Source organism: Rhodococcus sp. 05-2256-B1 (assembly GCF_002258465.1).
Taxonomy (GTDB): Bacteria; Actinomycetota; Actinomycetes; order Mycobacteriales; family Mycobacteriaceae; genus Rhodococcoides; species Rhodococcoides fascians.
Genome location: NZ_NOZA01000026.1, coordinates 61,974 through 85,536, shown reverse-complemented (window position 1 = coordinate 85,536; position 23,563 = coordinate 61,974). Strand labels below are relative to the sequence as shown.

Sequence of the window (23,563 nt, the reverse complement as noted above, 5' to 3'; positions counted from 1 at the left end):
GTCCACCACCGGATCGTTGACCACTGCGGTATCGACGACCGCGCTCGTATCGCCGGACGCGACCGAATCCGCACCGGTTCCCGGCCGATCGGCGACTGCGGGCCGCTCGGGCAAGGGCTGATCGATGTAACGGGTCACTCTCATCACCTCCTGCCACACATTCGCGCCGACGCCAGGACAGATCCGGTCGACGCTGTATCAGTCGACTTTAGTCCTCAGACTCGAACCAGGCAGGCGAGCGGGTAGTCACTGCACTTGCTGCGGCCGTCGAGCGCCTCGATTTCCAACACCACGGTCGCCCCGACCACCACCGCGCCCTGCTCGGCCAACAACCGAGCTGTCGCATCGACGGTACCGCCGGTGGCGAGGACATCGTCGACCACGAGCACCCGTCGACCGGCCAGCTCGATGGAGGTCGGAATCTGCAGTTCCGCGGTTCCGTATTCGAGATCGTAGGTTCGCGAGTGCACGGGCGGCGGCAGTTTGCCCGCCTTGCGTACAGCGAGCACCCCGCAACCGAGCTCGAGTCCCACGCCCGCTCCCAGCAGGAACCCTCGGGCATCGATGCCGGCCACCAGATCGACGTTCTCGAAACCCTCCGCCAGTGCCGTGACGACGCTGCGCAACGCGGGCCCCTCCGCGAACACCGGGGTCAGGTCGCCGAACCGCACCCCGTCCACGGGAAAATCGTCCACCCACCGCGTCAGCCGATGCACGGCCGACACGGCATCACCGCGCACCCCGCCGTCCTGAGCCACTGTCGAATCGCTCATTTCAGAAGTACCCACCGATCCATGTTCCAGCCGGCACCGGCCGCCGTGGGGTTGGCCACGACGTCCTGCATACCGTCGCTCACGACGGTGGTGCGCGGCTCGCTGTACAGCGGAAGCGACGGCATGTCGTTCCACAGAATGTTCTCGCCCTCGGTCGCCAACGCCAGCACGCGCTCGGGATCGTCGGTCACCGCCAGCTGGTCGACGATCGAGTCGATCCGCCCGTTGCTGTACCCGCCCACGTTGAGGCCGATACCGGTTCGCAACGAGTACCGTGCGACGACGGACGACGCCGAGCCGGTCGGCCCTGGCAGCGACCCCGCGCCGCCGAGAACGGCGTCCACTGTTCCGGCACGAAGCGCGGACGGCGTGAACTCCGGTGAGCTCGCGTCCTCGACGGTGATCCCCGCCGCCGCACAATCGGTCGCCATTCGGCTGACCAGCTGAGCGCGGCGCGCGTCCGGTGCCAGGTAGCCGACGCGTACGGTCAGCGCACTGTTACCCGACGCGGCCAGTTCCTTGCCCGCGCGGTCCAGGTCCGACCGCTGGTACCGGTCCCCGACCGTCGCGGCAACCGAGGGGTACACCAGAGTGTCCGGCTGCATCAGCCGAGAATCGACGACGCCGGAGCCGGGCCCGGCCGGCGGTGCCTCGAAGCCAGGGTGCCCGAGTGTGTCGAACAGGTCCGTTCGCGGGATGCATGCGGCCACGGCCCGGCGAGCGCTCGCCTCCGCCAGCGCGCCCTGGGTCGCGAACGTCAGCTGCTCGACGCCTCGCGACGGTTCCGTGACGGTCTCGAACCCCTCGGTCGAACCCAGATCGATGGCACCCGCACCCTGGTCGATCACGTCCAGAGATCCATCGGCAATCTTGGCCGGGACGTCGGTGCCCTTGGGCCAGATCACGACTCTCTGCGTCTCCGGCGGAATGCCCCACCAGGCGTCGTTCGCGACCAGAACCAACCCGTCCTCGGCGGTGTACGAGTCGACGCGGTACGGACCGGCCGACGGCAACAGAGACGTGTCGACAGAACCGGGCGTCAACGTCCACCCGGTGTTCCAGAAATCGGCGATCCGAGAGACGACACCGTCATCGCCGGCCACTATGGGATCGACGACGTTCGGTACCCCGGCCGCGCGCGCAGCCACGTGTGCGGGCAACAGATCGGTGGCACCGAACAGAGCTCGCCAGTTCTGGTAGCTGCGGCCCGGGGCGAAGACGACGGTGGCGTCCTTGGACCCGGGGACGCAGTCGATGCTCGCGATGTCGGAGTATCCCGCCGTCGACGCCGCGTCGAACAGGGGACGGTCGGTGGCGAACCGGCCGCTGTTGGCGGCCCACGCCAGCACCAGGTCATCGCACGCCATCGGTGCGCCGTCGGAGTATTTCGCCGCAGGCGCGATCGTGTACTGCAGCGTCAGAACGTCCCCTGGCACCACGGCGACGGTACCGATGTCGTTGTCCGACAGCGCATCACCGTCCGGTCCCAGGTAGCTGAACCCGACCTGGACTCGTGTGAACGCCTGACGCGCTCCCGACGCGGCCCCGTCGACGGTCCTGGCGTTGTAGTTGTTCACCACGTTGTCGAACGAGTACCCGATGGAAGGCACCTTGTCCTCCGAGGCCGAACATGCGGTGAGCGACGCTGCGGCCAGACCCGCTGCCAGCAGTGCCGCGCTCCACCTACGTTCCACGTGCACTCTCCATCTCTACGATCTCGCTATCGGCGCTTCTTGTTCCGCTTCCCAGTGGGGCGATTGCCGGGCTGCGGTGCCGACGCCTTGCTGACATCCGCGCCGACGGCCACCGGTTCGGGTGCGAGACCGGCGGCGCGCGCCGCCGCGTCGGCACGCTTGGAGTGGACCTTGCGAGTGTGGACCGCGACCGGGCCCCACTTCTCCTTCAGGGTCACCAACAGCGGCGTGGCGAAGAAGATGGACGAGTAGGCACCGACGATCATGCCGACGAGCTGCACGAGAGCGAGATCCTTGAGCGTTCCCACGCCCAGCAGCCAGACCGCGACGATCATCAATGCGATGACCGGCAGAACACCGATCACGGTCGTGTTGATCGATCGCATCAGAGTCTGATTCACGGCGAGGTTGGCCTGCTCCGCGTACGTCTTGCGGTGCAGGTTCAAGATGCCTCGGGTGTTCTCCTCCACCTTGTCGAACACCACGACGGAGTCGTACAGCGAGAAGCCCAGAATGGTCAGCAGACCGATCACCGTGGCCGGGGTCACCTCGAAGCCGACGAGTGAATAGACGCCCGCGGTCACGACGAGGTCGAAGCCCAATGCGGCCAGGGCCGCCAGCGCCATGTCTCGTTCGTATCGGATGGCGATGTAGATGCTGACGATCACCAAGAACACCGCGAGGGCTATCAGAGCCTTCTGGGTGATCTGACTCCCCCATGTCTCACTCACGTCGGAGACGCTGATGGCATTGGGCGTTGCGGTGCCCGAGTTGTCCTGCGGCTGGAAGGACTGGAACAGCGCCTGTCGAAGAGTGTCGACTTCGGCTGGATCGAGCGCCTCGGAACGGATCTGCACCGTGGCCGCGGCACCCGAGCCGACCGTCTGGACCGACACCGGGGGCATACCCAGCGAGTCGTTGTAGACGGTTTCGACCTGCTCGGTGGAGATGTTGTCCGCGGCGGGCAATGCGATGCGGGTGCCGCCCTCGAAGTCGATACCGAGCGTGAACCCACGCACGAGGAAGCTGAGCAGGCAGATCAGCACGATGACGCCGGTCAGCACGTAGTAGAACCTGCGGCGTCCGACGATCTCGAATGCACCGGTGCCGGTGTAGAGACGAGAGAACCAACTGTGCCTGGGCTGCGTGGACTGGTCGACGCTCGAATCGTCGAGAGGCGATGGGGTCGAGGTGGCCGTATCGGACATGTCATGCCTCCTTCGACGGCGACGCGGCGCCGGTCTTGACGGCGACTGCCTTGTTGGCGGCGCGCTTTCGTTCGAGCGCGATCTGCTGGACCGCGCCGAGACCGTTGACGGACGGCTTGGACCAGAATTTCGACTTCGACGCCAGATTCACCAGCGGCCACGTCACCAGCACCACGACGATGACATCGAGGATGGTCGTCAGTCCCAGGGTGAACGCGAAGCCGCGCACCTGACCGACCGCCAGTACGTACAGAACGGCAGCGGCGATGAAGCTGACCGCGTTGCCGGACAGGATGGTCTTGCGTGCGCGGGCCCAACCGCGGGGCACTGCGGACCGGAAGCTGCGGCCCTCGCGAATCTCGTCCTTGATGCGTTCGAAGAACACCACGAAAGAGTCCGCGGTCATACCGATACCGATGATCAGGCCGGCGATGCCGGCGAGGTCGAGGGTGAAGCTGATCCACCTGCCGAGCAGGATCAGAATGCCGTAGACGACGAGCCCGGCCAGCGCCAACGACAGAGCCGTGAGCAGGCCGAGGGCTCGGTAGTACAGCAGGCAGTAGACCAGCACGAGTGCCAAGCCGATGGCACCGGCGATCAGGCCTGCTTCGAGTGACGCCAATCCCAATGTGGCCGAGACCGTTTCGGCCTCGGAGGACACGAACGACAGTGGCAGCGAACCGTACTTGAGCGTGTTGGCCAGTTCGGAAGCGCTCTGCGCGTTGAAGTTGCCGGTGATCGACGTGGCACTACCGGCGGGAGTGGCACCCTGAATGACCGGCGCGCTGATCACCTTCGAGTCCAGTACGAATGCGGCCTGCTTCTGCAGGTTCGCAGCCGTGAACTGCGCCCAGGTGTTCGACCCCTCGGAATCGAACGTCAGGCTCACCTGGAACTGAGCCTGCTGGTTGTCGAATCCCGACGTCGCGTCGGCGATCTGCTGACCGTCGATGATCGTCGGACCGAGAAGGTAGACAGCTGTTCCGTCGGTGGAGCAGGCCACGAGCGGGAGTGCAGGATCGTCGTTGCCGGCGAGCGGGTCCGCGGCGTTGCAATCGAGCGACTGCATGGCGAGCTGCTGTATCTGCTGATCCTCGCTCTGACGAAGCGCCTTCGCGTCGGCGATCTCCTGGGCGGCGCGATCGGCGTCGGACAGCGACGCGTCTTCGGCGGGATCACTCGAGGTCGGGGCGTCCGTCGCGGGTGCGTCCGAGGCCGGAGCACCGGCTGTCGGAGCGGGGGTCGGGTCTACCGTCGTCGGATCCTGCGCCGGAAACACCCGACTCTGCGGAGCAGCTGGAGCAGCAGGATCGACGGCTGTCGCCGGATCTGCCGGCGCAGCCGGGTCCGTCGGAGTCTGCGGAGAACCCGGCGTTGCCTGGCCTGCGGATGGTGCAACCGACCCCACCACCGGACGAATGAACAGTCGAGCGGTCTGCCCCAGAGTTCTCGCCTGAGAGCTGTCGTCACCGGGCACCGTGATGACGAGATTGTCGCCGTCGATGACCACCTCGGAACCGGACACGCCGAGACCGTTGACGCGGGTCTCGATGATCTGCTGCGCCTGCTTGAGGCTGTCCTGCGACGGCGCATTCCCGTCGGGCGTGCGTGCAGTCAGCGTCACTCGCGTGCCGCCCTGCAGGTCGATTCCCAACTTCGGCGAGGGGTCTTTGTCTCCGGTGAAGAAGACCAGGGCATACACCGCCGCCATCAGCACCGCGAAGACGGCGAGATAGCGGGCGGGATGCACCGATCCGCTGGAAGGTGCCACGGTGTGTGATTCTCCTCTGGGCGGTGGAAAAGTGTCTGTTCCTGTTGGCTCGTGCCTCGTTGTGTCAGCGGCGGGCGGTGCGATTGTGCACCACGACGCTCACCGCAGACGAAACCGCTGCCGGATTGTGTCTCCGACAGCGGTTCGGATCTTCGTTACGTCACTCTTTTTCGAGGCGCTTCGTCGTCTGCTCGACGGTTTCGTCGGCGGGGTTCCCGACGTCCTTGTGCAGCGACGGAGCTGCCGGCTCGGTGGGGCCGACCGCGGCGGTGCCGGCGCCGGGCACCGAATCGAAGGTGTTCTCGTCCAACTCGCCGTCGTCGAACTCGGTGTCGTCGGGCAGAACCTCACGCACGACGGCGCGTGACCACGTCGTGATGACGCCGTCGGCGATCTCGAGGTCGATCGTGTCGTCCTCGACCAGGACCACTCGTGCATACAGGCCTGCGGTGGTGACGACCTCGTCGCCGACCTTCAGCGAGTCCTGCATTTCCGTGGTCTTGGCCAGCACCTTCTTCTGTCGGCGCGCGTTGAGAAACAGCGGTACCAGAAGGGCCACGATCAGCAGCGGAAACAGCAAATCCATCGGAAGGTCAGTCCTCGAAGTTCGGTTCGATAATCGTCATTGTCTCGTGCGAGAACATCGCTGGTGCGGGCCTCGCAGCTACCCAGTGTGCCATCACCTGTGGCCCGCTCGGTCCGTTCGTCTCGTGTTGCGGCCGTTTCACTCGAATAATCCCTGCTGGACCTCGGCCGATCGCACCGAAATTCCCCCGACTGCGAGGTCCGGCGGTGGGGTGAGACCGAGGTGGTGCCAGGCGGCGGCGGTGGCGACGCGACCGCGCGGCGTGCGGGCGATCATCCCGGCCCGTACCAGGAACGGCTCACACACTTCCTCGACCGTCGAGGGCTCCTCGCCGACGGCGACAGCGAGAGTGGACACTCCCACCGGTCCCCCGCCGAAACTTCGGATCAGCGCGCTGAGGACGGCACGGTCGAGGCGATCCAGTCCGAGCTTGTCCACGTCGTAGACCACGAGCGCGGCCTTGGCGGTGTCCTGGGTGACGGTGCCGTCCCCGCGCACGTCCGCGTAGTCGCGAACTCGGCGCAGCAGTCGGTTCGCGATTCGGGGTGTGCCACGCGAGCGTCCTGCGATCTCGGCGCAGCCGTCACGGTCGATGGGGACACCCAGAATCCCGGCGGATCGCATCAGAATTCGTTCGAGTTCACTCGGCTCGTAGAAATCCATGTGCGCCACGAACCCGAAGCGGTCGCGCAGCGGTCCGGTGAGCGCGCCGGACCGGGTGGTCGCACCGACGAGAGTGAACGGGGCGACCTCCAAGGGAATGGATGTCGCTCCCGGCCCCTTGCCGACGATCACGTCGACACGGAAGTCCTCCATGGCCAGATACAACATTTCCTCGGCCGGCCGGGCGATCCGATGAATCTCGTCGATGAACAGCACGTCCCCTTCGACGAGGTTGCTGAGCATCGCGGCCAGATCGCCCGCACGCTCGAGGGCGGGCCCGGAGGTCAACCGCAGTGACGTGCCGAGTTCCGCGGCGATGATCATCGCCATGCTGGTCTTTCCCAGGCCGGGCGGACCCGACATCAGGATGTGATCGGGGGTGCCGCCGCGCATCTTCGCCCCCGAGAGCACCAGCTGCAGTTGCTCACGCACCCGAGGCTGACCGATGAAATCGGTGAGGTTCTTCGGACGCAGACTGGTCTCGATGTCGAGGTCGTCGGACATGGCCTCCGCACCGACCTGGGATTCCCCGAACTCGTCGTCCTCGGTCACGCCGACCTACCTGGACTTACCGAGGTACGCCAACGCGGCCCGCAGTGCGGTGGACGTCGTGGCCTCGGGCTGCTGTGCGAGTACCGCGTCGGTGGCCTCCTCGGCCTGCTTCGCCGGAAATCCGAGACCGATCAGGGCTTCGACGATCTGATCGCGCATCGAGTTGCCGGCCCCGGAACCGGGCACCGCGGAACTGCCGGCGCGGCCGACAACGGCGTCGACCTTGTCTCGCAGCTCGACCACCATCCTCTCGGCCCCGCGCTTGCCGATACCGGGAACTCTGGTGAGGGCCCCGATGTCGCTGTCCGCCAAAGCTGTTCGCAGGGAGTCGGGTTCGTGTACCGCAAGTGTGGCCATCGCAATTCGTGGCCCGACTCCGGAAACCGTGAGCAGCAGCTCGAACAGCTCACGTGATTCCTTGTCGGGAAACCCGTACAGCGTTTGCGAGTCCTCGCGAACGATCATGGTGGTGAGCAGAGTGGACTCGCTCCCCCGATGCAGCGTCGCCAACGTCGCCGGTGTGGCATTGACGCGATATCCGACACCGGCCGCCTCGAGTACTGCGTGATCGAGAGCGATGTCGATCACCGACCCGCGAATGGATGCGATCACCGTGCGCCCGCCTCCTTCTTGGCCAGTTTCTCGATTTTGCGCGCCACGGCGGCGCGAGCTTTGCGTTCCTCGGCCAGACGCGCGTCGTACTTGCGCTTCTGTTCGGCGGCCATCGCCTCGGCTTTGGCCATCCGGGCGATCATCGGGGCGCGCCAGCAGTGACAGATACCCAGAGCCAAAGCATCTGCGGCATCAGCGGGAGTCGGCGCGGTCTGCAGCCCGAGAATGCGCATGACCATGGCGGTGACCTGCGCCTTGTCGGCCGAACCGTTGCCGGTGACGGCTGCCTTCACCTCACTGGGAGTGTGGAAGCAGACGTCGATACCGCGCCGGGCCGCAGCCAGTGCGATGACGCCGCCTGCCTGCGCGGTGCCCATGGCCGTCCGTACGTTGTGCTGAGCGAACACTCGCTCGATCGCCACGACCGACGGCTTGTGTGTATCGAGCCAGTATTCCGCTGCTTCGGATATCCGCAGCAGACGCTGCGCGAGATCCATGTCGGCGGGAGTCCGGACCACATCCACGTCGAGAGCGACGACTGTGCGACCGACGCCTCCCTCGATCAAACTGAGCCCACACCTGGTGAGACCGGGGTCGACACCCATCACCCGCACGCCACCACACCTTCCGCTTACGAACTGTTGTTCGATAGCGTAGCGGAGCGCACCGACGGATCAGGGCTACGACACCCGGTCGATCACCGTGAGCAAAAGGACCGGGTCAGTCCTCGTCGTCCAGTTCGGCCATGACCTCGTCCGACAGGTCGACGTTGGACCAGACGTTCTGCACGTCGTCGCTGTCTTCGAGGGCGTCGATCAGCTTGAAGACCTTGCGCGCTCCGTCCGCGTCCACCGGGACGTTGACCGAAGCCTGGAAGCTCGCCTCCGCGGAGTCGTAGTCGATGCCCGCGTCCTGCAGTGCGGTACGCACTGCGATCAAATCGGTCGGCTCACTGACGATCTCGAACGTGTCGCCGTTGTCGTTCACTTCCTCGGCACCGGCCTCGAGAACCGCCATCAACACGTCGTCCTCGCTCTGTCCGTTCTTCTCGAGCGTCACGACGCCTTTGCGTGAGAAGAGGTAGGACACCGAACCCGGATCGGCCATGTTTCCGCCGTTTCGAGTCATTGCTACTCGAACCTCGCCTGCTGCACGATTGCGGTTGTCGGTGAGGCACTCGATGAGGATGGCGACACCGTTGGGGCCGTAACCCTCGTACATGATGGTCTGCCAGTCGGCTCCGCCCGCTTCTTCGCCGGCTCCGCGCTTGCGCGCACGTTCGATGTTGTCGTTGGGAACCGACGTCTTCTTCGCCTTCTGGATGGCGTCGTAGAGCGTCGGGTTGCCCGTGGGGTCACCACCACCCGTGCGGGCCGCCACCTCGATGTTCTTGATGAGCTTGGCAAACGACTTGCCGCGTCGGGCGTCGATCACCGCCTTCTTGTGCTTGGTGGTGGCCCATTTTGAGTGGCCGCTCATGCGATAGAGCCCCTTCCTGCTCGAATTCGGTGTTGTCGACTTTACTCGCCCGTGTCATCGCTCCGCCCCAACCGGCGATTACGGGTTTCTACGCGCTGCGCACCATGTCCACGAAGAGTCGGTGCACTCGATCGTCTCCGGTGACCTCGGGATGGAAGCTGGTGGCCAGCACTCGGTTCTGCCGCACGGCAACCACGCGGCCCGCAGCTGGCCCGTTCGGGACGGTGGCGAGTACTTCGACGTCCGCACCGACACGCTCGACCCAAGGCGCACGAATGAACACTGCGCGCATCGGTCCGCCCTCGATCTCGGCGAATTCGAGATCGGTCTCGAACGAGTCGACCTGTCGGCCGAAAGCGTTGCGGCGCACGGTGATATCGAGACCGTCGAGGTGTTCCGCGTCGGGCCTGGTGTCGAGAATGTCCGACGCCAACAGGATCATCCCCGCGCACGATCCGTACGCGGGCATACCCTCGGCCAGACGAGCGCGCAGCGGCCCGAGCAGATCGAATACACCGAGCAGAGTGCTCATCGTCGTGGATTCGCCGCCGGGAATGATCAACCCGTCGATTCGGGCGAGTTCGTCCGGCCTCCGCACGGTGATTCCGTGCGCACCGCTCGACTCCAGTGCGGCCAAGTGCTCGCGAACATCGCCCTGCAGTGCGAGTACGCCGATCGTCGGCGGCGTCACTTCAATCCGAAGGGATCGACGTGTGGCTTCGAGGTGTCCCGCTCGAAGCGCATCAGTCCCTCTTGGACGACGGCGGCGACCATACGACCGGAGATGTCGAAGATTCGCCCCTGTGCCAGTGCTCGTCCGAAATCAGCGGACGGCGACGTCTGGTCGTAGAGCAGCCATTCGTCCGCTCGGAACGGCCTGAGGAACCACAGCGCGTGATCGAGGGAGGCCGTCTGCGTGACGGCGTCCGGGTGCGGCACCTTGGCCGATCCGATGAGCGTCATGTCGCTCATGTAGGCGAGCGCGCAGACATGGAACACCTGATCGTCGGGCAGCGTGTCGCGGTACCTGAACCAGACCCGTTGCTGCGCAGCGAAACTGGGATGCTTGACGGTCTGATCGTCGGGAATGAGACGGATGTCCCATTCGGACCACTCCTTGTAGTAGGAGGTGTCGTACTCCGCCAGAGTGGTCGGGTCGGGCAACGATTCCGGTCCGACCACCTCGGGCATGAGGTCCTGATGGGAGATCCCGTCGTCGTCGCCGTGGAACGAGGCGGACATCGTGAAGATGGCCTTGCCGTGCTGAATTCCGGTCACTCGACGAGTGCAGAACGACCGGCCGTCCCGAATACGATCGACCATGAACACGGCCGGCTCGTTCGGGTTACCCGGCCGAAGAAAGTAGCCGTGCAGCGAATGCACGCGGAACTCGGGTGCCACGGTGCGCACGGCCGCGACGAGCGCCTGGCCGGCAACCTGGCCGCCGAACGTCCGCGGCAGCCGGCTCGGGAACGTGCGTCCCCGATAGATGTCGTTCTCGATTCGTTCCAATTCGAGAATGTCCTCGATGCTGGCCATGGCTGTGTCCACCTTTCTGTGACAACGGCTCAGGCTAACAATGAGTGGACCAGGCAAGATGGTCGGTGTGGGTCAACCGATACCGATATTTCCCGATCTTCTGACCAGGTCGATCGTCGATGCGTGCCCCGCCGAGTCGCGAACGATCGTTGTCGTCGACGGTGCCGACGCCGCGAAGCCGGTCGACTTCGCCTCTCGCACAGCCGAACACGCCCGCGCACAGGGCAGGCGTGCCGACGTCGTCGACCTGCACGATTACGTCCGGCCGGCGTCCATTCGATTCGAGTATTCGCGAACGGACGAATTGAGCTACCGCACTGTGTGGTTCGACTACGATGCCGTAATCCGCGAGGTCATCGCGCCGCTGCGTGCCGGTGGCCGAGGTCACTATCTGCCGCGTCTGTGGGATGAGGCAACCGATCGATCCGCCCGCGCTCGTACCGTCGAGGCCGCGCCGAATCACATAGTCCTGATTGCCGGCCCGATGCTGCTGGGCCGAGGACTGGACGTCGATCTTCGAGTGCAGTTGCGGTTGTCCGAGGGTGCGCTGCGTCGGAGAACCGACACGGCCGACCAATGGACCTGCACGGCACTGCTCGAGTACTACGACTCGATCGACGAGTACGCCGAGCGGCCGGACTTCGCGGTCCGGTGGGACCATCCGGACCGACCGGCACTGGAACGCAGTCAGTAGCTACGCAACCGGAAGAGGACGGTCACCAACCGCGCTCGGCGAGACGGTGTGCGACGGGCAGGTCGTCGACGTTGATGCCGACCATCGCCTCGCCGAGTCCACGGGAGACCTTGGCGAGGACATCCGGGTCGTCGAAGAAGGTAGTGGCCTTGACGATTGCCTCGGCACGTTCTTTCGGGTTGCCGGACTTGAAGATTCCCGATCCGACGAACACTCCCTCGGCACCGAGTTGCATCATCATCGCTGCGTCGGCCGGGGTGGCGATACCGCCGGCGGTGAACAACGTGACGGGCAGCTTTCCGGCACGGGCGATCTCGACGACGAGATCGTACGGAGCCTGCAATTCCTTCGCCGCGACGTAGAGCTCGTCTTCGGGAAGTGATGTGAGACGACGAATCTCGTCGCGAATCTTGCGCATGTGGGTCGTCGCGTTCGAGACGTCGCCGGTGCCGGCCTCGCCCTTGGAGCGAATCATGGCTGCGCCCTCGGTGATTCGACGCAGTGCTTCACCCAGGTTGGTGGCACCACACACGAACGGAACGGTGAAATTCCACTTGTCGATGTGATTGGCATAGTCGGCCGGGGTGAGGACCTCGGACTCGTCGATGTAGTCGACACCCAGGCTCTGCAGGATCTGCGCCTCGACGAAGTGCCCGATGCGGGCCTTGGCCATCACCGGAATGCTGACCGAGGAGATGATGCTGTCGATCATGTCCGGATCGCTCATCCGCGACACCCCGCCCTGCGCGCGGATGTCGGCGGGAACGCGCTCGAGCGCCATGACGGCAACGGCACCGGCATCCTCGGCGATCTTCGCCTGGTCTGCGGTGACCACGTCCATGATGACGCCGCCCTTGAGCATCTCGGCCATACCTCGCTTGACGCGAGCGGTGCCGATTCCGTTCTCGTTGGACCCGCCGTCAGCGGATCCAGTGGAAGCAGCGGGCGAATTGGGGGCGTGTGGGGTACTCAAGCCAACTCCTGTGTTCTCGGCAGTCCGGATCTTCGCGCAGAGCCGCGGCCCTGCCCGCGAAGGGGCGGGCCGGCGCGGCGACGCGCCCAGAACTGTAGGCCGCTACCGCGTCGTTTCCCATAACCACTTGACGATTGCTGGACTGGTCGGAAAGGTCCAGATTGTCAGCGGATGGCCCTGACGTCCGGGTCGCCGCGTCGCGCGAGCGCTACGTTGACCTCGTCGAGAAGTTCGGCCAGATCCTGTGGGTACACGTTTTCGCCGACCGCACTCAGCGCCCGGATGTCTGCCTCGGTACACCAGCGATGCCCGGTGACGGTTCGTCTCTCGAAGTCCGTGAACCCGGCACTCTCGGGCTCGAACTCCTGCGTCCGATGCGCGAAGAACAGTTCCTCGGACCGGATCAACGTTCCGTTGAACGGGAAGGTCGCAACTCGACGCCACAGCGGTCCGCGCAGGTCGGACGCGTCGACGGTCAGGCCGGTCTCCTCGTGCACTTCGCGTACCGCTGCCTCGCGAAGGGACTCTCCCTTCTCGACCGCACCTCCGATGGTGAACCAGAAAAACGTCTCGGGCACCGTGGGGTCGTGTCCACGCAGGAGCAGGACACGGCCACGCTCGTCGAGCAACACCACCCGCGCAGAGGTACGCGGCGTCGCCCGAGTCTCACTACCGAACGTTGCCGCGGCCGAGCGCTCCGCGATCTCGAAGTACGACGGCAGGGCCGCGGTGCCGCCGAGATGCAGCCACCGCACCGGACGGCGAACCCGCAGAGCGAGGGTGTCTCGGACGGCGTCGTTGTGGAAGCGTCGTGCGATCAACACGCGTGCTTCGGCGTCGGCGAGTTCGGCGACCAGTTGTGGTGGCAGCGCAGCCGGTTCGACAACGGCGAGTGCCATGGACACCGCGTTCTCCGCTTCCTCCCGCTGCGACCGGTCGGCGCGTTCGGCTCGATCTGCCAGTGCAGCAAGCTCTTTGCTCGACGACACCGAGCCCCGGGTGGCGGCCGACACGGCTCGCGCGACGACGGCTCGGCGCGCGAGTGCGGCGTCGAGGGCCTGCCAGGCGAGGTCTGTGCGAACGTGGAGCCGATCGAGTCGGTTGGCGGTTCCGTAGGCCCACAGCCCGACGACGAGGATCAGAACCGCGATCAGTCCGAGAACCAGGATGGTGACGGCAGACAGTGTCATCAGCTCGCGGCTCGCACTTTCTGCCCGCCGAGGGTGACCGTCTCGTACACGCGCAGGATCTGCTCGGCGACAACAGGCCAGTCGTACGTGGACACGGCCGCCGAGGCGGCGTCGACGAGACGCTCGCGGACGGCGTCGTCGGACAGAATGGAGGTGACGGCTGCCGCGAGGGCCGCGGAATCGTCGATCGGAACCAGCAGGCCACATGCGCCGTCGCGTAGGACCCGACGGAAAGCGTCCAGTTCGCTTGCCACCACGGGGGTTCCGGCTGCCATCGCCTCCACCAGAACGATGCCGAAGCTTTCGCCGCCGAGGTTGGGGGCGCAATACACGTCGGCGCTACGCATCGCGGAAGCCTTCGTGGCGTCGTCCACCTGGCCGAGGAAGGTCAGATGCGAGGCCAGCGCGCCTGCTTCCTTGCGAAGCTTGTCCTCGTCGCCCCTGCCGACGATGAGAATTTCGATGTCGGGGTGAGATTCGACGAGGGCCGGTAGCGCGCCCAGCAGCACGGCCATTCCCTTGCGCGGTTCGTCGAAGCGGCCCAGGAACAGCACTGTCCGGCCCGGACGCGGATAGCCGTCGAGCACGTCTGCGTCGGCGAACGCCGGCACGTCGACTCCGTTCGGAATTTCGACCGCATCGGACCCGAGCGCCTCGACCTGCCATCGCCGCGCCAACTCGGACACGGCGATCCGACCGCTGATCTTCTCGTGATAGGGCCGCAGCACGCCCTGGAACGTGCTGAGCACGAGAGACTTGGTGGTGGATGTGTGGAACGTGGCCACGATCGGGCCGTCCGCGGCCTTGAGTGCGAGCATCGACAGACTCGGCGCATTGGGCTCGTGAATGTGCAGCACGTCGAAGTCGTTCTCCGAGATCCACTTTCGGATCCGTGAGTACGTCACCGGGCCGAATCGCAGCCGGGCGACCGACCCGTTGTACGGAATGGCCAAGGCTTCTCCGGCCGACACCACGAATTCGGGGAGCTCGACGCCGTCCGAGGCGGGAGCCAGAACGCTGACCCGGTGACCGCGCTCGATGAAGACCTCGGCCAACTGCTGGACGTGGGCCTGCACTCCGCCCGGCACGTCGAACGAGTACGGGCACACCATGCCGATTCTCATGTGCCCTCGATTCGGGCCCGGCGCTCTGCCGACCAGTCGCTCATCCACAGCGGCTGCAGCATGTGCCAATCGGCGGGATGAGCGCGGATTCCGGCGGCGAAATGATCCGCAACCGTCTGAGTCGCAGCGGCTACTCCCTGCGAGACGTCCACCGCGGGCGAGATGTCGAATCCCCAACCGTCGCCGTCGAAGTAGCCGTGTACCGGGAGCAGCGTGGCACCGGTGTCGATGGCGAGCTTGGCCGCACCTGCCGGCATTCGTGTCGGTTCCCCGAAGAAGGTCACCGGTACTCCGTGCTTGGCCAGGTCTCGTTCGCCGAGCAGGCAGACCACCTTGTTCTGGCGCAGTCTGTCGGACAACGCGAGCAGGGGCGGTTGCTCGCCGCCGCTGAGCGGAAAGATCTCGAATCCCAGGCTCTCGCGATACGCCACGAAGCGTTGGTACAGCGACTCCGGCTTTAGCCTCTCGGCCACGGTCGAGAGGCCACCGTGCGTCCGTACCAACCACATTCCGGCCATGTCCCAGTTGCCGCTGTGCGGTAGTGCGAGCACCACTCCCTTGCCGGCACCGAGCGCCGCTTCGAGATGTTCCTTGCCGTACACGCATCGATCGATGACGGCCGCCTGAGCGGCCAGGTCCATCGACGGCAGCCGGAATGCCTCACGCCAGTACCGGGCGTAGGAGCGAACACTCTCTCGGATCAGGTCATCCGGGACCTGCTCCGCCGTGGTCCCCAGCACCCGAGCGAGATTGCGGCGCAGCTGATCCGGGCCGCCGTTACGGGACGAGGCGAAGTCGGCACCGCGGTCGAACAACCGACGGGCGACACCCTCGGGTAACGACCGGACGAGACGCCACCCCGCGGCGTACCCGGCGTCGGACGCGCGTTCCGACAGATTCATGTCGGCTCCACACCGCCGTCGTCGGAGACCGATGGAGCCGGCGGCACGATGATGTCGCGGGCACCCTCGGATCCGCGGACGGCGAGCACTCGTTGGAACACGGTCACGATGCTCAGCGCGGCAAGAATCCACATTGCGGGATAGATGAGACTGTCCAGCCACGGTATGTCGAAATGTCTTCCGACACCGGTGAGCCCGGCCCCGACCAGAACGATGACGAGGCGGTCGGGTCGTTCGATCCAACCACCGTCCGCGGACAGGCCGCTGGCCTCGGCGCGCGCTTTGGCGTACGAGATGACCTGCGAGGTGACCAGGCAGACGAGAGTGGCAACGAGCAGTAGCTTGTCGTTCTCGGAATACACGGCCCACCAGGCCAAGCCGCCGAAGATCGCGCCGTCCGCAACGCGGTCGCACGTCGCGTCGAGAACGGCACCGTACTTGGTGCCGCCTCCGCGTGCGCGAGCCATCGCGCCGTCGAGCATGTCGAACAGAACGAACAGGGTGATGACGATCGAGCCCCACCACAGGTAGCCGGCAGGGAACATCGTCACCGCAGCGGTCACGGTGACGACCGTGCCGATGATTGTCACCGAGTCCGGAGTCAGGCCGGTGCTGTTGAGCGCGCGGCCCAACGGGGCCGTCAACTTCGAGACCGGCGCACGGCCGAAGATGCTCAGCACGCCGCACTCTCCCCTTGCCGGTGGTTCATTCGTTCCAGGCCGAGGCAAGCAGGGCCCGAGTGTCGCGGAGCAGTTGCGGCATCACCTTGGCACCGCCGATCACCGTGATGAAGTTCGCGTCACCACCCCACCGCGGCACGATGTGCTGGTGCAGGTGCTCGGCCAGCGAACCGCCTGCAGCCGCCCCGAGGTTGAGGCCGACATTGAAACCGTGCGGGCTCGACACTCGCTTGATCACGCGAATCATCTTCTGCGTGAACGCCATCAGCTCCGAGCTCTCGGCGGGCGTGAGATCCTCGAGCGCCGCGACACGTCGGTACGGCACGATCATCGTGTGGCCGGGGTTGTACGGGTACAGGTTGAGTACGGCATACACCGATTCGCCGCGCGCGACGACCAGTCCGTCCTCGTCCGTCATCTTCGGGATGTCGGAGAACGGCTCGGTCGACTTCACCGAACCCTCCGCCGAACCCTGTGGGGCCTCGGCGATGTACGACATCCGATGGGGAGTCCACAAGCGCTGCAGCCGATCCGGTTCACCGGCACCGGTGGCAACGATCGACTCGTCGTGTTCTTCCATGTCAGCTCACTCCGGCGGTACTGGTCTGCACGAGTTCGGCGGTCGGTGATGCGTTGTTGCGCGCGGCGATCCACTCGGTGATCACGGTCACGGCCTCCGCCACCGGAACCCCGTTGACCTGAGTGCCGTCCCGGAATCGGAAGCTGACGGCACCTGCTTCGACGTCGCGCTCGCCGGCCAGCAGCATGAACGGGACCTTCTGCGCTGTCTGATTGAAGATCTTCTTCTGCATTCGGTCGTCGCTCGCGTCGACCTCGGCCCTGACTCCGCGCTTCTTCAGTTCCTTCACCACCGCGAAGAGGTGGTCCTGATGCACCTCGGCCACCGGAATTCCGACGACCTGCACGGGCGCCAGCCAGGCCGGGAAAGCACCGGCGTAGTGCTCGGTCAGCACACCGAAGAACCGCTCGATGGATCCGAACAGGGCACGGTGAATCATCACCGGGCGCTCCTTGGTACCACCGGAACCGGTGTACTCGAGCTCGAAACGCTCGGGCAGGTTGAAGTCGAGCTGAATGGTCGACATCTGCCAGGTGCGGCCGAGCGCATCCTTCGCCTGCACCGAGATCTTCGGACCGTAGAACGCGGCACCGCCCGGGTCGGGCACCAGATCGAGACCCGACGCCGCGGCCACCTCGGCGAGGGTGTTGGTGGCCTCTTCCCAGACCTCGTCGCTGCCGACGGACTTCTCCGGATTACGAGTCGACAGTTCGAGGTAGAAGTCGTCGAGTCCGTAGTCCTTGAGCAGCCCGAGAACGAATTCGAGGGTGCTGGTGAGCTCGCCGCGCATCTGTTCGCGAGTGCAGAAGATGTGCGCGTCGTCCTGGGTCATGCCGCGCACTCGGGTCAGACCGTGGATGACGCCGGACTTCTCGTAGCGATAAACCGAGCCGAACTCGAACAAGCGCAGCGGCAGTTCACGGTACGAGCGGCCGCGGGAGCGGAAGATCAGATTGTGCATCGGGCAGTTCATCGGCTTGAGGTAGTAATCCTGGCCGGGCTTGCGCACGTCGCCGTTCTCGTCGAGTTCGGCATCCAGGTGCATCGCCGGGAACATGCCGTCCCGGTACCAATCGAGGTGACCGGACACCTCGTACAGATGGCCCTTGGTGATGTGCGGGGTGTTGACGAACTCGTAGCCCTCTTCGATGTGGCGCTGACGTGAGTAGTTCTCGAGTTCGTTGCGGATCACGCCGCCCTTGGGGTGGAACACCGGAAGACCGGAACCCAGTTCGTCGGGAAAGCTGAACAGGTCCAACTCGGAACCGAGCTTGCGGTGATCACGACGTTCGGCTTCGGCGAGCAACTCGAGATGCGCATCGAGCGCCTCGGTGGACTCCCACGCGGTGCCGTAGATGCGTTGCAGATCGGCATTGTCCTGGTTGCCCCGCCAGTACGCAGCCGAGCTGCGGGTGAGCTTGAACGCCGGCACGTACTTGGTGGTGGGGATGTGCGGGCCGCGGCACAGATCGCCCCAGATGCGTTCACCGGTACGGGGATTGAGGTTGTCGTACGCGGTGAGCTCTCCCCCGCCGACTTCCATGACCTCGGGATCGTCGATCCCGGACTTGTCGTCGATCAGTTCGAGTTTGTAGGGCTCGTTCGCCAACTCTTCCCGGGCCTGATCCACCGATTCGTATACCCGACGCGAGAACCGCTGCCCGGCCTTGACGATCTGCTTCATCTTCTTCTCGAGCGCAGTCAGATCCTCTGGGGTGAACGGCTGCTTCACGTCGAAGTCGTAGTAGAAGCCGTCCTTGATGAACGGTCCGATGCCCAGCTTGGCATCGGGGAAGAGTTCCTGAACGGCCTGAGCAAGAACGTGCGCAGCCGAATGCCTGATGACGCTTCGCCCGTCCTCGGTGTTCGCCGGCACGGGCTCGACCTCGGTATCGGAGTCGGGAGCCCACGACAGATCACGGAGCTTGCCCTCCGGATCTCGCACGACGACGATCGCGTCGGGACCCTTGTTCGGCAGACCGGTATCGCGTAGCGCCGTACCTGCGGTCGTTCCTGCCTGCACCGAGATGCGGGCGGGCAAGACGGCGGCGACAACGGGCATGCTCACAGCGATGTACTCCTCGATCGGTTCATCTGGCCAGGAAGGCCTCCGACAGCCTATCGGCAACGGGCCACCGCGCGGCCCTCAGCGCGGCGCGTGCGTCACAAGGGACTCTCGAGCCAGGTCCAGTCGAGGCCGAACCAACCTCCGACCAGCGCGAAAGTGCCCAGAAGCCACAGTGTTGCGAGCACGACGACCGTCGTGAACAACACGCCGAGTCCCTTGACGACGATCGACTGCTTCGAGAACCAGGCCATGAACGCGTCGTACCTCTTGCGGACGAAGCGCAGCGCGCCCTTGGCCCACTCGAACTCCGAGGCCAGGATGCCCAGTCCTGCGAACACGATCAGCCAGCCGGGGCCGGGGTACGGAATGGCCAGCACACCCAACGCCAACACCAGAGCTCCGACGACACCGACAGTGATCCGGTAGGCGAGATCGAGCGACTTGTTCTCGGCGATGCGAGACCGAAACCGTCGATGCTTCTTCGCCAGCTGTTCTGCCGGACCACTCGAGTCCGCTGTGCTGGTCTTGCCGTCCGCCTCGCGGGACGTGTATCCGTCGGTGCTCACCGGGTCAGATTACCGGGACGGAACACCAAAAAGCCCGCACCGACAAGCGGTGCGGGCTTTCTTCCTCTGTGGTCCCGGCTGGGATCGAACCAGCGACCTTCCGCGTGTGAAGCGGACGCTCTTCCACTGAGCCACGGGACCGAACGAGGCAAAACATTAACACGAGGTGTCGCAGTGGATCGAATCGCCTGCTCCGGCTCGTCGATGTCGCATTCGACGCCTGCATCGAGCGCAGACCTCGCTCCCCCGGACCCGGCCCGACCCCATCTTTCACACGGTTCACAGCCGCCAGAGACCCGAATTCTGGGGCTGACCACGAGATTTGTGAGTTTCACTCCCGTTGGGTTAATGTTTTCCCCGCACCACGGAGACAGCAACTGCCCAGCAGTGATTGCCTCCGGGGTATGCGGATGTGGCGCAGTGGTAGCGCATCACCTTGCCAAGGTGAGGGTCGCGGGTTCGAATCCCGTCATCCGCTCGAGGGTCTCGACCCATGGTGGAGTGGCCGAGTGGTGAGGCAACGGCCTGCAAAGCCGTGCACACGGGTTCGATTCCCGTCTCCACCTCGCTAGTGCATCGGTTGTGAAGGCCGATGCGAGGACATGCGCGATTAGCTCAGCGGGAGAGCGCTTCCCTGACACGGAAGAGGTCACTGGTTCAATCCCAGTATCGCGCACCACAGTCAGAACAAAGGACCCCCTTTCGAGGGGGTCCTTTTTTGTGGCTTACCCAGTCTCGGTGGTGATTCACGCCATAGAAGTGCACAGTGGAGACGACGCACACACTTCGATGGAAGGACACTCACGTGTCGGACGATGCTCGCAGTGCACCCACGGACGAAACACCCACCGACACGGCCGGCCCCGGTAACGCGACCGACAGCGAAGAGCCTCAGGTCGACGACGCCACACTCGAAGAAGCGAAGAAATCGGTCGAGGGACTCGACGACCGATACCGACCCGGCGCTCGGCCCACTGTGGCTCTCCCCGGAACCAACGGCACCGTCGCGGGTACAGCCTTTGCCGACATGGTCGACGACAACGGTGAGATGGTGGATGCCGACGATCAGGATGCATCCGACAGCTCCGAAACAGACAGCACGGACACCCATCACGCCGGCAGCGACGAAAAGGTAACGTCCTCGACCGATGGCTGAACACGACGTTCCCGACGCCCCCGCCGACATCGAACTCGGCGGGGGCGTCGCGTTTCTTCACACGCCGCCGATCCCGTCGCGCGGAGGGCTCGCTCTCACTCACGGTGCGGGCGGCAACTGCGGGTCGGTGCTCCTACAGAACATTGCGTCGGTGTGGGCGGCGGCCGGCTTCACGGTGTTGCGGTTCGACCTCCCGTTCCGAGTCCGCAAGGCCAAGGGTCCTCCGCATCCCTCCCGTTCCGAGGAGGACCGGATGGGGATCGCCGCGGCCGTCGATCGACTGCGCGCGGAAACCGACGGGTTCGTCGTGTTCGGCGGGCATTCGTACGGCGGCAGGCAGGGATCGATGATCGCGTCGGAGCAGCCGGGTCTCGTGGACGGTCTGGTGCTGACGTCCTATCCCCTGCACCCACCGGGAAAGCCCGACAAGCTTCGGACCCACCATCTGCCCGACCTACGTACCCCCACTGTTGTGCTGCACGGCACCAAGGATCCGTTCGCTACCACCGAAGAACTCGGGGCGGCGTTCGCGCTGGTTCCCGCGCCCACACTGCTGATCGACATCGACGGTGCAGGCCACGATCTCGCACCGGCGAAGTACGACGCAGCGCAGCGGACTCTCGATGCTGCTGTCTCACTGTTCGAGTCGCTGCCCGCCGATCGGCCGGGCGTCGTCCCGCTCTTCGACCCGTCACGCTGAAGTGGTGTACTGACGTTATGCCGACCTGGGGATGGTTCATCGTTGCGCTGGTCCTCGTCGATACCGCGGTGCTCGCGGCCTGGTTCCTCGCGCGTCGAAAGCCGGACAGATCGCGTGCCACGTCCCAGAGCTCGAAACTGGTAGGACTGGACGACGGTGCGCGAGCCGAAATTCACCAATTGTTGGCCGCCGACAAGAAGATTCAGGCCATCAAGGTCTTCCGTGATCGAACCGGTGCCGGATTGCTCGATGCCAAGAACGCAATCGAGACGATGCAACGCGGAGCACCGTTTCCTCCCCCGTCGACCATTCTCGATGCAGCGAGTTCGGGTCCCGTGCGATGGGACGACCTCCTCCCCCGATTGACGGCACTCAAATCGGAAGGCAAAGCGATTGCGGCGATCAAGCTGCTGCGCGATCGAACAGGGCTGTCGTTGCGGGACGCGAAGAATGCCGTCGATCAGCTGTGAGCGTTCGTGAGGCGGGCCCGGCGGATGCGCACCGAGTCGCCGACCTGGCCGCACTGACCTTCCCGTTGGCCTGCCCACCGGGAACGCAACCCGGTGATATCGAGACTTTCATCTCGAACGTGTTGTCTGCCAAGCACTTCGAGACGTACATCGTCGACCCGAACCGGACCGTACTGCTCGACGAGTCGGCCGAGGCACAGGTACTCGGATACGCGATGCTGGTGTTCGGCACTCCCACCGACTCCGGCATCCGCTCGGCGCTGTCCCACGAGCCGACGGTAGAGATCAGCAAGCTGTACGTCCGACCCACCGAACACGGCGGCGGAGTCGCAGCGCGCCTGATGACGTCGGCGCTGGACAGTGCTCGTCGGCATGGCTGCCGAGGGGCGTGGCTGGGCGTCAACCAACAGAACGTCCGCGCCCAGAAGTTCTATGCCAAGCACGGATTCGAGACAGCCGGCACCAAGACGTTCGTCGTCGGCGACCGGACGCACGACGACTACGTCATGCAGGTGCAGCTCTGAGCCTGCCTCGACCGAGGCAGGTCAGCCGACGGCAGCGAAACGAGACAGTGCGAGCAGACGGGACGTCGCACGGAGGTACTTCTTCCGGTAACCACCCGCGAGCATCTCCTCGGTGAAGATCTCGTCGAGCTTGCCACCCGAGGCCGTCACCGGAATACCCGCGTCGTACAGGCGGTCGGCGAGGACGACCAGTCGCAACGCAATTGCCTGATCGGAAGCCGGGTGAACGTTCTTCAGGAACACCGCGGGAATACCGTCCAACAATTTGCCGTAGCGCGACGGGTGCAGCGTGCTCAGGTGCGCCAGCAGGTCGTCGAAGTCGTCCAAGGTCGCGCCCTCGATACCGTCGGCACGCTCGATGAGCTCGCCCTCCGACGTCGGCTCCGGGGCCGGCGGCAGATCGCGGTGCCGGTAATCGGGACCGTCGACGCGGACGGACTCGAAGATCGAACCGAGCTTCTTGATCTCCCGCAGGAAGTCCTCGGCTGCGAAGCGGCCTTCGCCGAGCTGGCCGGGCAGGGTGTTCGACGTCGCCACGATGGACACGCCGCGCTGCGAGAGCTCCGACAGCAGTCGCGAGACCAACATCGTGTCGCCCGGATCGTCGAGCTCGAACTCGTCGATGCACAGAACACTGTGGTTCGAGAGCTCTTCGAGAGCCTTGTTGAAGCCCAATGCACCGACGACGTGCGTCAACTCCACGAACGTGCCGAACGCCTTCGGTTCGGGGACGCTGTGATAGATCGAGGCCAGCAAGTGGGTCTTACCGACGCCGAAGCCGCCGTCGAGGTAGAGCCCCGCACCGGTGGCCGGGGTCTTCTTACCGAACAGTCCGCGCTTGCCCTTGCCGCGAATCTTCTGCACCTTGTTCGCGAATTCCTCGGCTTTCGCGACTGCAGCGGCCTGCGTCGGCTCCTTGGGATCGGGAATGTACGAGGAGAAGCTGACGTCGTCGAACATCGCCGGCGGAACCATCTGCGCGATCAGCTGATCGGAGGGGACCACGGGATTTCGGTCGACAAGGCGTGCGGGCATTGATCGAGCGTAACGACGTGGTCT

At 65.1% G+C, this 23,563-nt stretch carries 25 protein-coding genes and 4 tRNA genes; 8 read left to right on the top strand and 21 right to left on the bottom strand.

Going from position 1 to position 23,563, the window contains the following annotated elements; translation table 11 throughout:
• Positions 1–215: 215 nt before the first annotated feature.
• The 11 genes from CH285_RS13835 to CH285_RS13785 form a co-directional block, all read right to left on the bottom strand.
• Positions 216–773: an adenine phosphoribosyltransferase gene (locus CH285_RS13835; RefSeq protein ID WP_052066250.1), complete on the bottom strand. Its 558-nt coding sequence runs from the start codon at positions 771–773 to the stop codon at positions 216–218.
• On the bottom strand, positions 770–2,473 hold the full coding sequence (locus CH285_RS13830) for an ABC transporter substrate-binding protein (protein ID WP_032388433.1): 1,704 nt from the start codon (positions 2,471–2,473) through the stop codon (positions 770–772). The genes CH285_RS13835 and CH285_RS13830 overlap by 4 nt, the downstream gene beginning before the upstream one ends.
• Before the next feature lie 20 nt (positions 2,474–2,493).
• Positions 2,494–3,675, bottom strand: a complete 1,182-nt coding sequence (gene secF / locus CH285_RS13825) for a protein translocase subunit SecF (protein ID WP_032370473.1) — start codon at positions 3,673–3,675, stop codon at positions 2,494–2,496.
• 1 nt (position 3,676) lies between these two features.
• Positions 3,677–5,446: a protein translocase subunit SecD gene (gene secD, locus CH285_RS13820; RefSeq protein WP_032370472.1), complete on the bottom strand. Its 1,770-nt coding sequence runs from the start codon at positions 5,444–5,446 to the stop codon at positions 3,677–3,679.
• Between the two features lie 160 nt (positions 5,447–5,606).
• Positions 5,607–6,032 carry a preprotein translocase subunit YajC gene (gene yajC, locus CH285_RS13815; RefSeq protein ID WP_032370471.1) on the bottom strand — a complete coding sequence of 142 codons (426 nt, stop codon included), beginning with the start codon at positions 6,030–6,032 and terminating at the stop codon, positions 5,607–5,609.
• Between the two features lie 138 nt (positions 6,033–6,170).
• Complete coding sequence (gene ruvB, locus CH285_RS13810; protein WP_045841916.1) at positions 6,171–7,199, bottom strand: Holliday junction branch migration DNA helicase RuvB; 1,029 nt, start codon at positions 7,197–7,199, stop codon at positions 6,171–6,173.
• Between the two features lie 54 nt (positions 7,200–7,253).
• The gene (gene ruvA, locus CH285_RS13805; protein ID WP_027496945.1) at positions 7,254–7,859 is read right to left on the bottom strand and encodes a Holliday junction branch migration protein RuvA; all 606 of its coding nucleotides are present in this window, start codon (positions 7,857–7,859) and stop codon (positions 7,254–7,256) included.
• Complete coding sequence (gene ruvC / locus CH285_RS13800) at positions 7,856–8,473, bottom strand: crossover junction endodeoxyribonuclease RuvC (protein WP_032370470.1); 618 nt, start codon at positions 8,471–8,473, stop codon at positions 7,856–7,858. Before ruvC ends, ruvA begins: the two co-directional genes overlap by 4 nt.
• Before the next feature lie 106 nt (positions 8,474–8,579).
• Positions 8,580–9,338 (bottom strand): YebC/PmpR family DNA-binding transcriptional regulator, encoded by a 759-nt coding sequence (locus CH285_RS13795; RefSeq protein ID WP_027496944.1) that lies wholly within the window; start codon positions 9,336–9,338, stop codon positions 8,580–8,582.
• Between the two features lie 88 nt (positions 9,339–9,426).
• On the bottom strand, positions 9,427–10,029 hold the full coding sequence (pdxT, locus tag CH285_RS13790; RefSeq protein ID WP_027496943.1) for a pyridoxal 5'-phosphate synthase glutaminase subunit PdxT: 603 nt from the start codon (positions 10,027–10,029) through the stop codon (positions 9,427–9,429).
• Entirely contained in the window at positions 10,026–10,877 is an 852-nt protein-coding gene (locus CH285_RS13785) for an acyl-CoA thioesterase (protein WP_027496942.1), read from the bottom strand. Before CH285_RS13785 ends, pdxT begins: the two co-directional genes overlap by 4 nt.
• A 40-nt stretch (positions 10,878–10,917) precedes the next feature.
• Here CH285_RS13785 and CH285_RS13780 point away from each other — a divergent pair, with 40 nt between their 5' ends.
• Complete coding sequence (locus tag CH285_RS13780; RefSeq protein ID WP_230073520.1) at positions 10,918–11,571, top strand: hypothetical protein; 654 nt, start codon at positions 10,918–10,920, stop codon at positions 11,569–11,571.
• Positions 11,572–11,593: 22 nt separating this feature from the next.
• Here the strand turns inward: CH285_RS13780 and pdxS are convergent, their stop codons facing one another.
• The 9 genes from pdxS to CH285_RS13735 all read right to left on the bottom strand — a co-directional run bounded on the left by pdxS (position 11,594) and on the right by CH285_RS13735 (position 19,795).
• Positions 11,594–12,469: a pyridoxal 5'-phosphate synthase lyase subunit PdxS gene (pdxS, locus tag CH285_RS13775; protein ID WP_094652899.1), complete on the bottom strand. Its 876-nt coding sequence runs from the start codon at positions 12,467–12,469 to the stop codon at positions 11,594–11,596.
• A gap of 239 nt (positions 12,470–12,708) precedes the next feature.
• Positions 12,709–13,734 (bottom strand): NUDIX hydrolase, encoded by a 1,026-nt coding sequence (locus CH285_RS13770; RefSeq protein WP_032365079.1) that lies wholly within the window; start codon positions 13,732–13,734, stop codon positions 12,709–12,711.
• A complete protein-coding gene (locus CH285_RS13765; RefSeq protein WP_027496938.1) occupies positions 13,734–14,858 on the bottom strand; it encodes a glycosyltransferase family 4 protein in 1,125 nt (374 codons plus the stop codon). Before CH285_RS13765 ends, CH285_RS13770 begins: the two co-directional genes overlap by 1 nt.
• The gene (locus CH285_RS13760) at positions 14,855–15,760 is read right to left on the bottom strand and encodes a phosphatidylinositol mannoside acyltransferase (protein ID WP_032372505.1); all 906 of its coding nucleotides are present in this window, start codon (positions 15,758–15,760) and stop codon (positions 14,855–14,857) included. The genes CH285_RS13765 and CH285_RS13760 overlap by 4 nt, the downstream gene beginning before the upstream one ends.
• Entirely contained in the window at positions 15,757–16,440 is a 684-nt protein-coding gene (gene pgsA / locus CH285_RS13755) for a phosphatidylinositol phosphate synthase (protein WP_027496936.1), read from the bottom strand. The genes CH285_RS13760 and pgsA overlap by 4 nt, the downstream gene beginning before the upstream one ends.
• Before the next feature lie 25 nt (positions 16,441–16,465).
• Positions 16,466–17,020 (bottom strand): HIT family protein, encoded by a 555-nt coding sequence (locus CH285_RS13750; protein WP_032365076.1) that lies wholly within the window; start codon positions 17,018–17,020, stop codon positions 16,466–16,468.
• 1 nt (position 17,021) lies between these two features.
• Positions 17,022–19,082 (bottom strand): threonine--tRNA ligase, encoded by a 2,061-nt coding sequence (gene thrS / locus CH285_RS13745; protein ID WP_094643168.1) that lies wholly within the window; start codon positions 19,080–19,082, stop codon positions 17,022–17,024.
• A 101-nt stretch (positions 19,083–19,183) separates the two neighbouring features.
• The gene (locus CH285_RS13740; protein WP_094621941.1) at positions 19,184–19,576 is read right to left on the bottom strand and encodes a TIGR02611 family protein; all 393 of its coding nucleotides are present in this window, start codon (positions 19,574–19,576) and stop codon (positions 19,184–19,186) included.
• A gap of 147 nt (positions 19,577–19,723) precedes the next feature.
• Positions 19,724–19,795: transfer RNA gene (locus tag CH285_RS13735), tRNA-Val, on the bottom strand.
• A gap of 265 nt (positions 19,796–20,060) precedes the next feature.
• Here CH285_RS13735 and CH285_RS13730 point away from each other — a divergent pair.
• From CH285_RS13730 to CH285_RS13705, 7 genes are all read left to right on the top strand, one after another.
• Positions 20,061–20,132, top strand: a tRNA-Gly gene (locus CH285_RS13730).
• A gap of 17 nt (positions 20,133–20,149) precedes the next feature.
• Positions 20,150–20,220: transfer RNA gene (locus tag CH285_RS13725), tRNA-Cys, on the top strand.
• A 38-nt stretch (positions 20,221–20,258) separates the two neighbouring features.
• Positions 20,259–20,333 (top strand) — tRNA-Val (locus CH285_RS13720).
• 126 nt (positions 20,334–20,459) lie between these two features.
• Positions 20,460–20,810, top strand: a complete 351-nt coding sequence (locus CH285_RS13715; RefSeq protein ID WP_094643167.1) for a hypothetical protein — start codon at positions 20,460–20,462, stop codon at positions 20,808–20,810.
• Positions 20,803–21,510, top strand: coding sequence for an alpha/beta hydrolase family protein (locus tag CH285_RS13710; RefSeq protein WP_094660337.1), 708 nt, complete (start codon positions 20,803–20,805; stop codon positions 21,508–21,510). The genes CH285_RS13715 and CH285_RS13710 overlap by 8 nt, the downstream gene beginning before the upstream one ends.
• Before the next feature lie 17 nt (positions 21,511–21,527).
• The gene (locus tag CH285_RS28420) at positions 21,528–21,980 is read left to right on the top strand and encodes a hypothetical protein (RefSeq protein ID WP_032382104.1); all 453 of its coding nucleotides are present in this window, start codon (positions 21,528–21,530) and stop codon (positions 21,978–21,980) included.
• Positions 21,977–22,504: a GNAT family N-acetyltransferase gene (locus CH285_RS13705; protein WP_255032312.1), complete on the top strand. Its 528-nt coding sequence runs from the start codon at positions 21,977–21,979 to the stop codon at positions 22,502–22,504. Before CH285_RS28420 ends, CH285_RS13705 begins: the two co-directional genes overlap by 4 nt.
• 21 nt (positions 22,505–22,525) lie before the next feature.
• Here the strand turns inward: CH285_RS13705 and zapE are convergent, their stop codons facing one another.
• On the bottom strand, positions 22,526–23,539 hold the full coding sequence (gene zapE, locus CH285_RS13700; RefSeq protein ID WP_027496929.1) for a cell division protein ZapE: 1,014 nt from the start codon (positions 23,537–23,539) through the stop codon (positions 22,526–22,528).
• Between the last annotated feature and the right edge of the window lie 24 nt (positions 23,540–23,563).

Coding starts and splice junctions, on each gene's coding strand:
- CH285_RS13835 (WP_052066250.1), bottom strand. CDS start 773: ATGAGCGATTCGACAGTGGCTCAGGACGGCGGGGTGCGCGGTGATGCC.
- secF (WP_032370473.1), bottom strand. CDS start 3,675: ATGTCCGATACGGCCACCTCGACCCCATCGCCTCTCGACGATTCGAGC.
- yajC (WP_032370471.1), bottom strand. CDS start 6,032: ATGGATTTGCTGTTTCCGCTGCTGATCGTGGCCCTTCTGGTACCGCTG.
- ruvB (WP_045841916.1), bottom strand. CDS start 7,199: ATGTCCGACGACCTCGACATCGAGACCAGTCTGCGTCCGAAGAACCTC.
- CH285_RS13795 (WP_027496944.1), bottom strand. CDS start 9,338: ATGAGCGGCCACTCAAAATGGGCCACCACCAAGCACAAGAAGGCGGTG.
- CH285_RS13785 (WP_027496942.1), bottom strand. CDS start 10,877: ATGGCCAGCATCGAGGACATTCTCGAATTGGAACGAATCGAGAACGAC.
- CH285_RS13780 (WP_230073520.1), top strand. CDS start 10,918: ATGAGTGGACCAGGCAAGATGGTCGGTGTGGGTCAACCGATACCGATA.
- CH285_RS13770 (WP_032365079.1), bottom strand. CDS start 13,734: ATGACACTGTCTGCCGTCACCATCCTGGTTCTCGGACTGATCGCGGTT.
- CH285_RS13765 (WP_027496938.1), bottom strand. CDS start 14,858: ATGAGAATCGGCATGGTGTGCCCGTACTCGTTCGACGTGCCGGGCGGA.
- CH285_RS13760 (WP_032372505.1), bottom strand. CDS start 15,760: ATGAATCTGTCGGAACGCGCGTCCGACGCCGGGTACGCCGCGGGGTGG.
- CH285_RS13750 (WP_032365076.1), bottom strand. CDS start 17,020: ATGGAAGAACACGACGAGTCGATCGTTGCCACCGGTGCCGGTGAACCG.
- thrS (WP_094643168.1), bottom strand. CDS start 19,082: ATGCCCGTTGTCGCCGCCGTCTTGCCCGCCCGCATCTCGGTGCAGGCA.
- CH285_RS13710 (WP_094660337.1), top strand. CDS start 20,803: ATGGCTGAACACGACGTTCCCGACGCCCCCGCCGACATCGAACTCGGC.
- CH285_RS28420 (WP_032382104.1), top strand. CDS start 21,528: ATGCCGACCTGGGGATGGTTCATCGTTGCGCTGGTCCTCGTCGATACC.
- zapE (WP_027496929.1), bottom strand. CDS start 23,539: ATGCCCGCACGCCTTGTCGACCGAAATCCCGTGGTCCCCTCCGATCAG.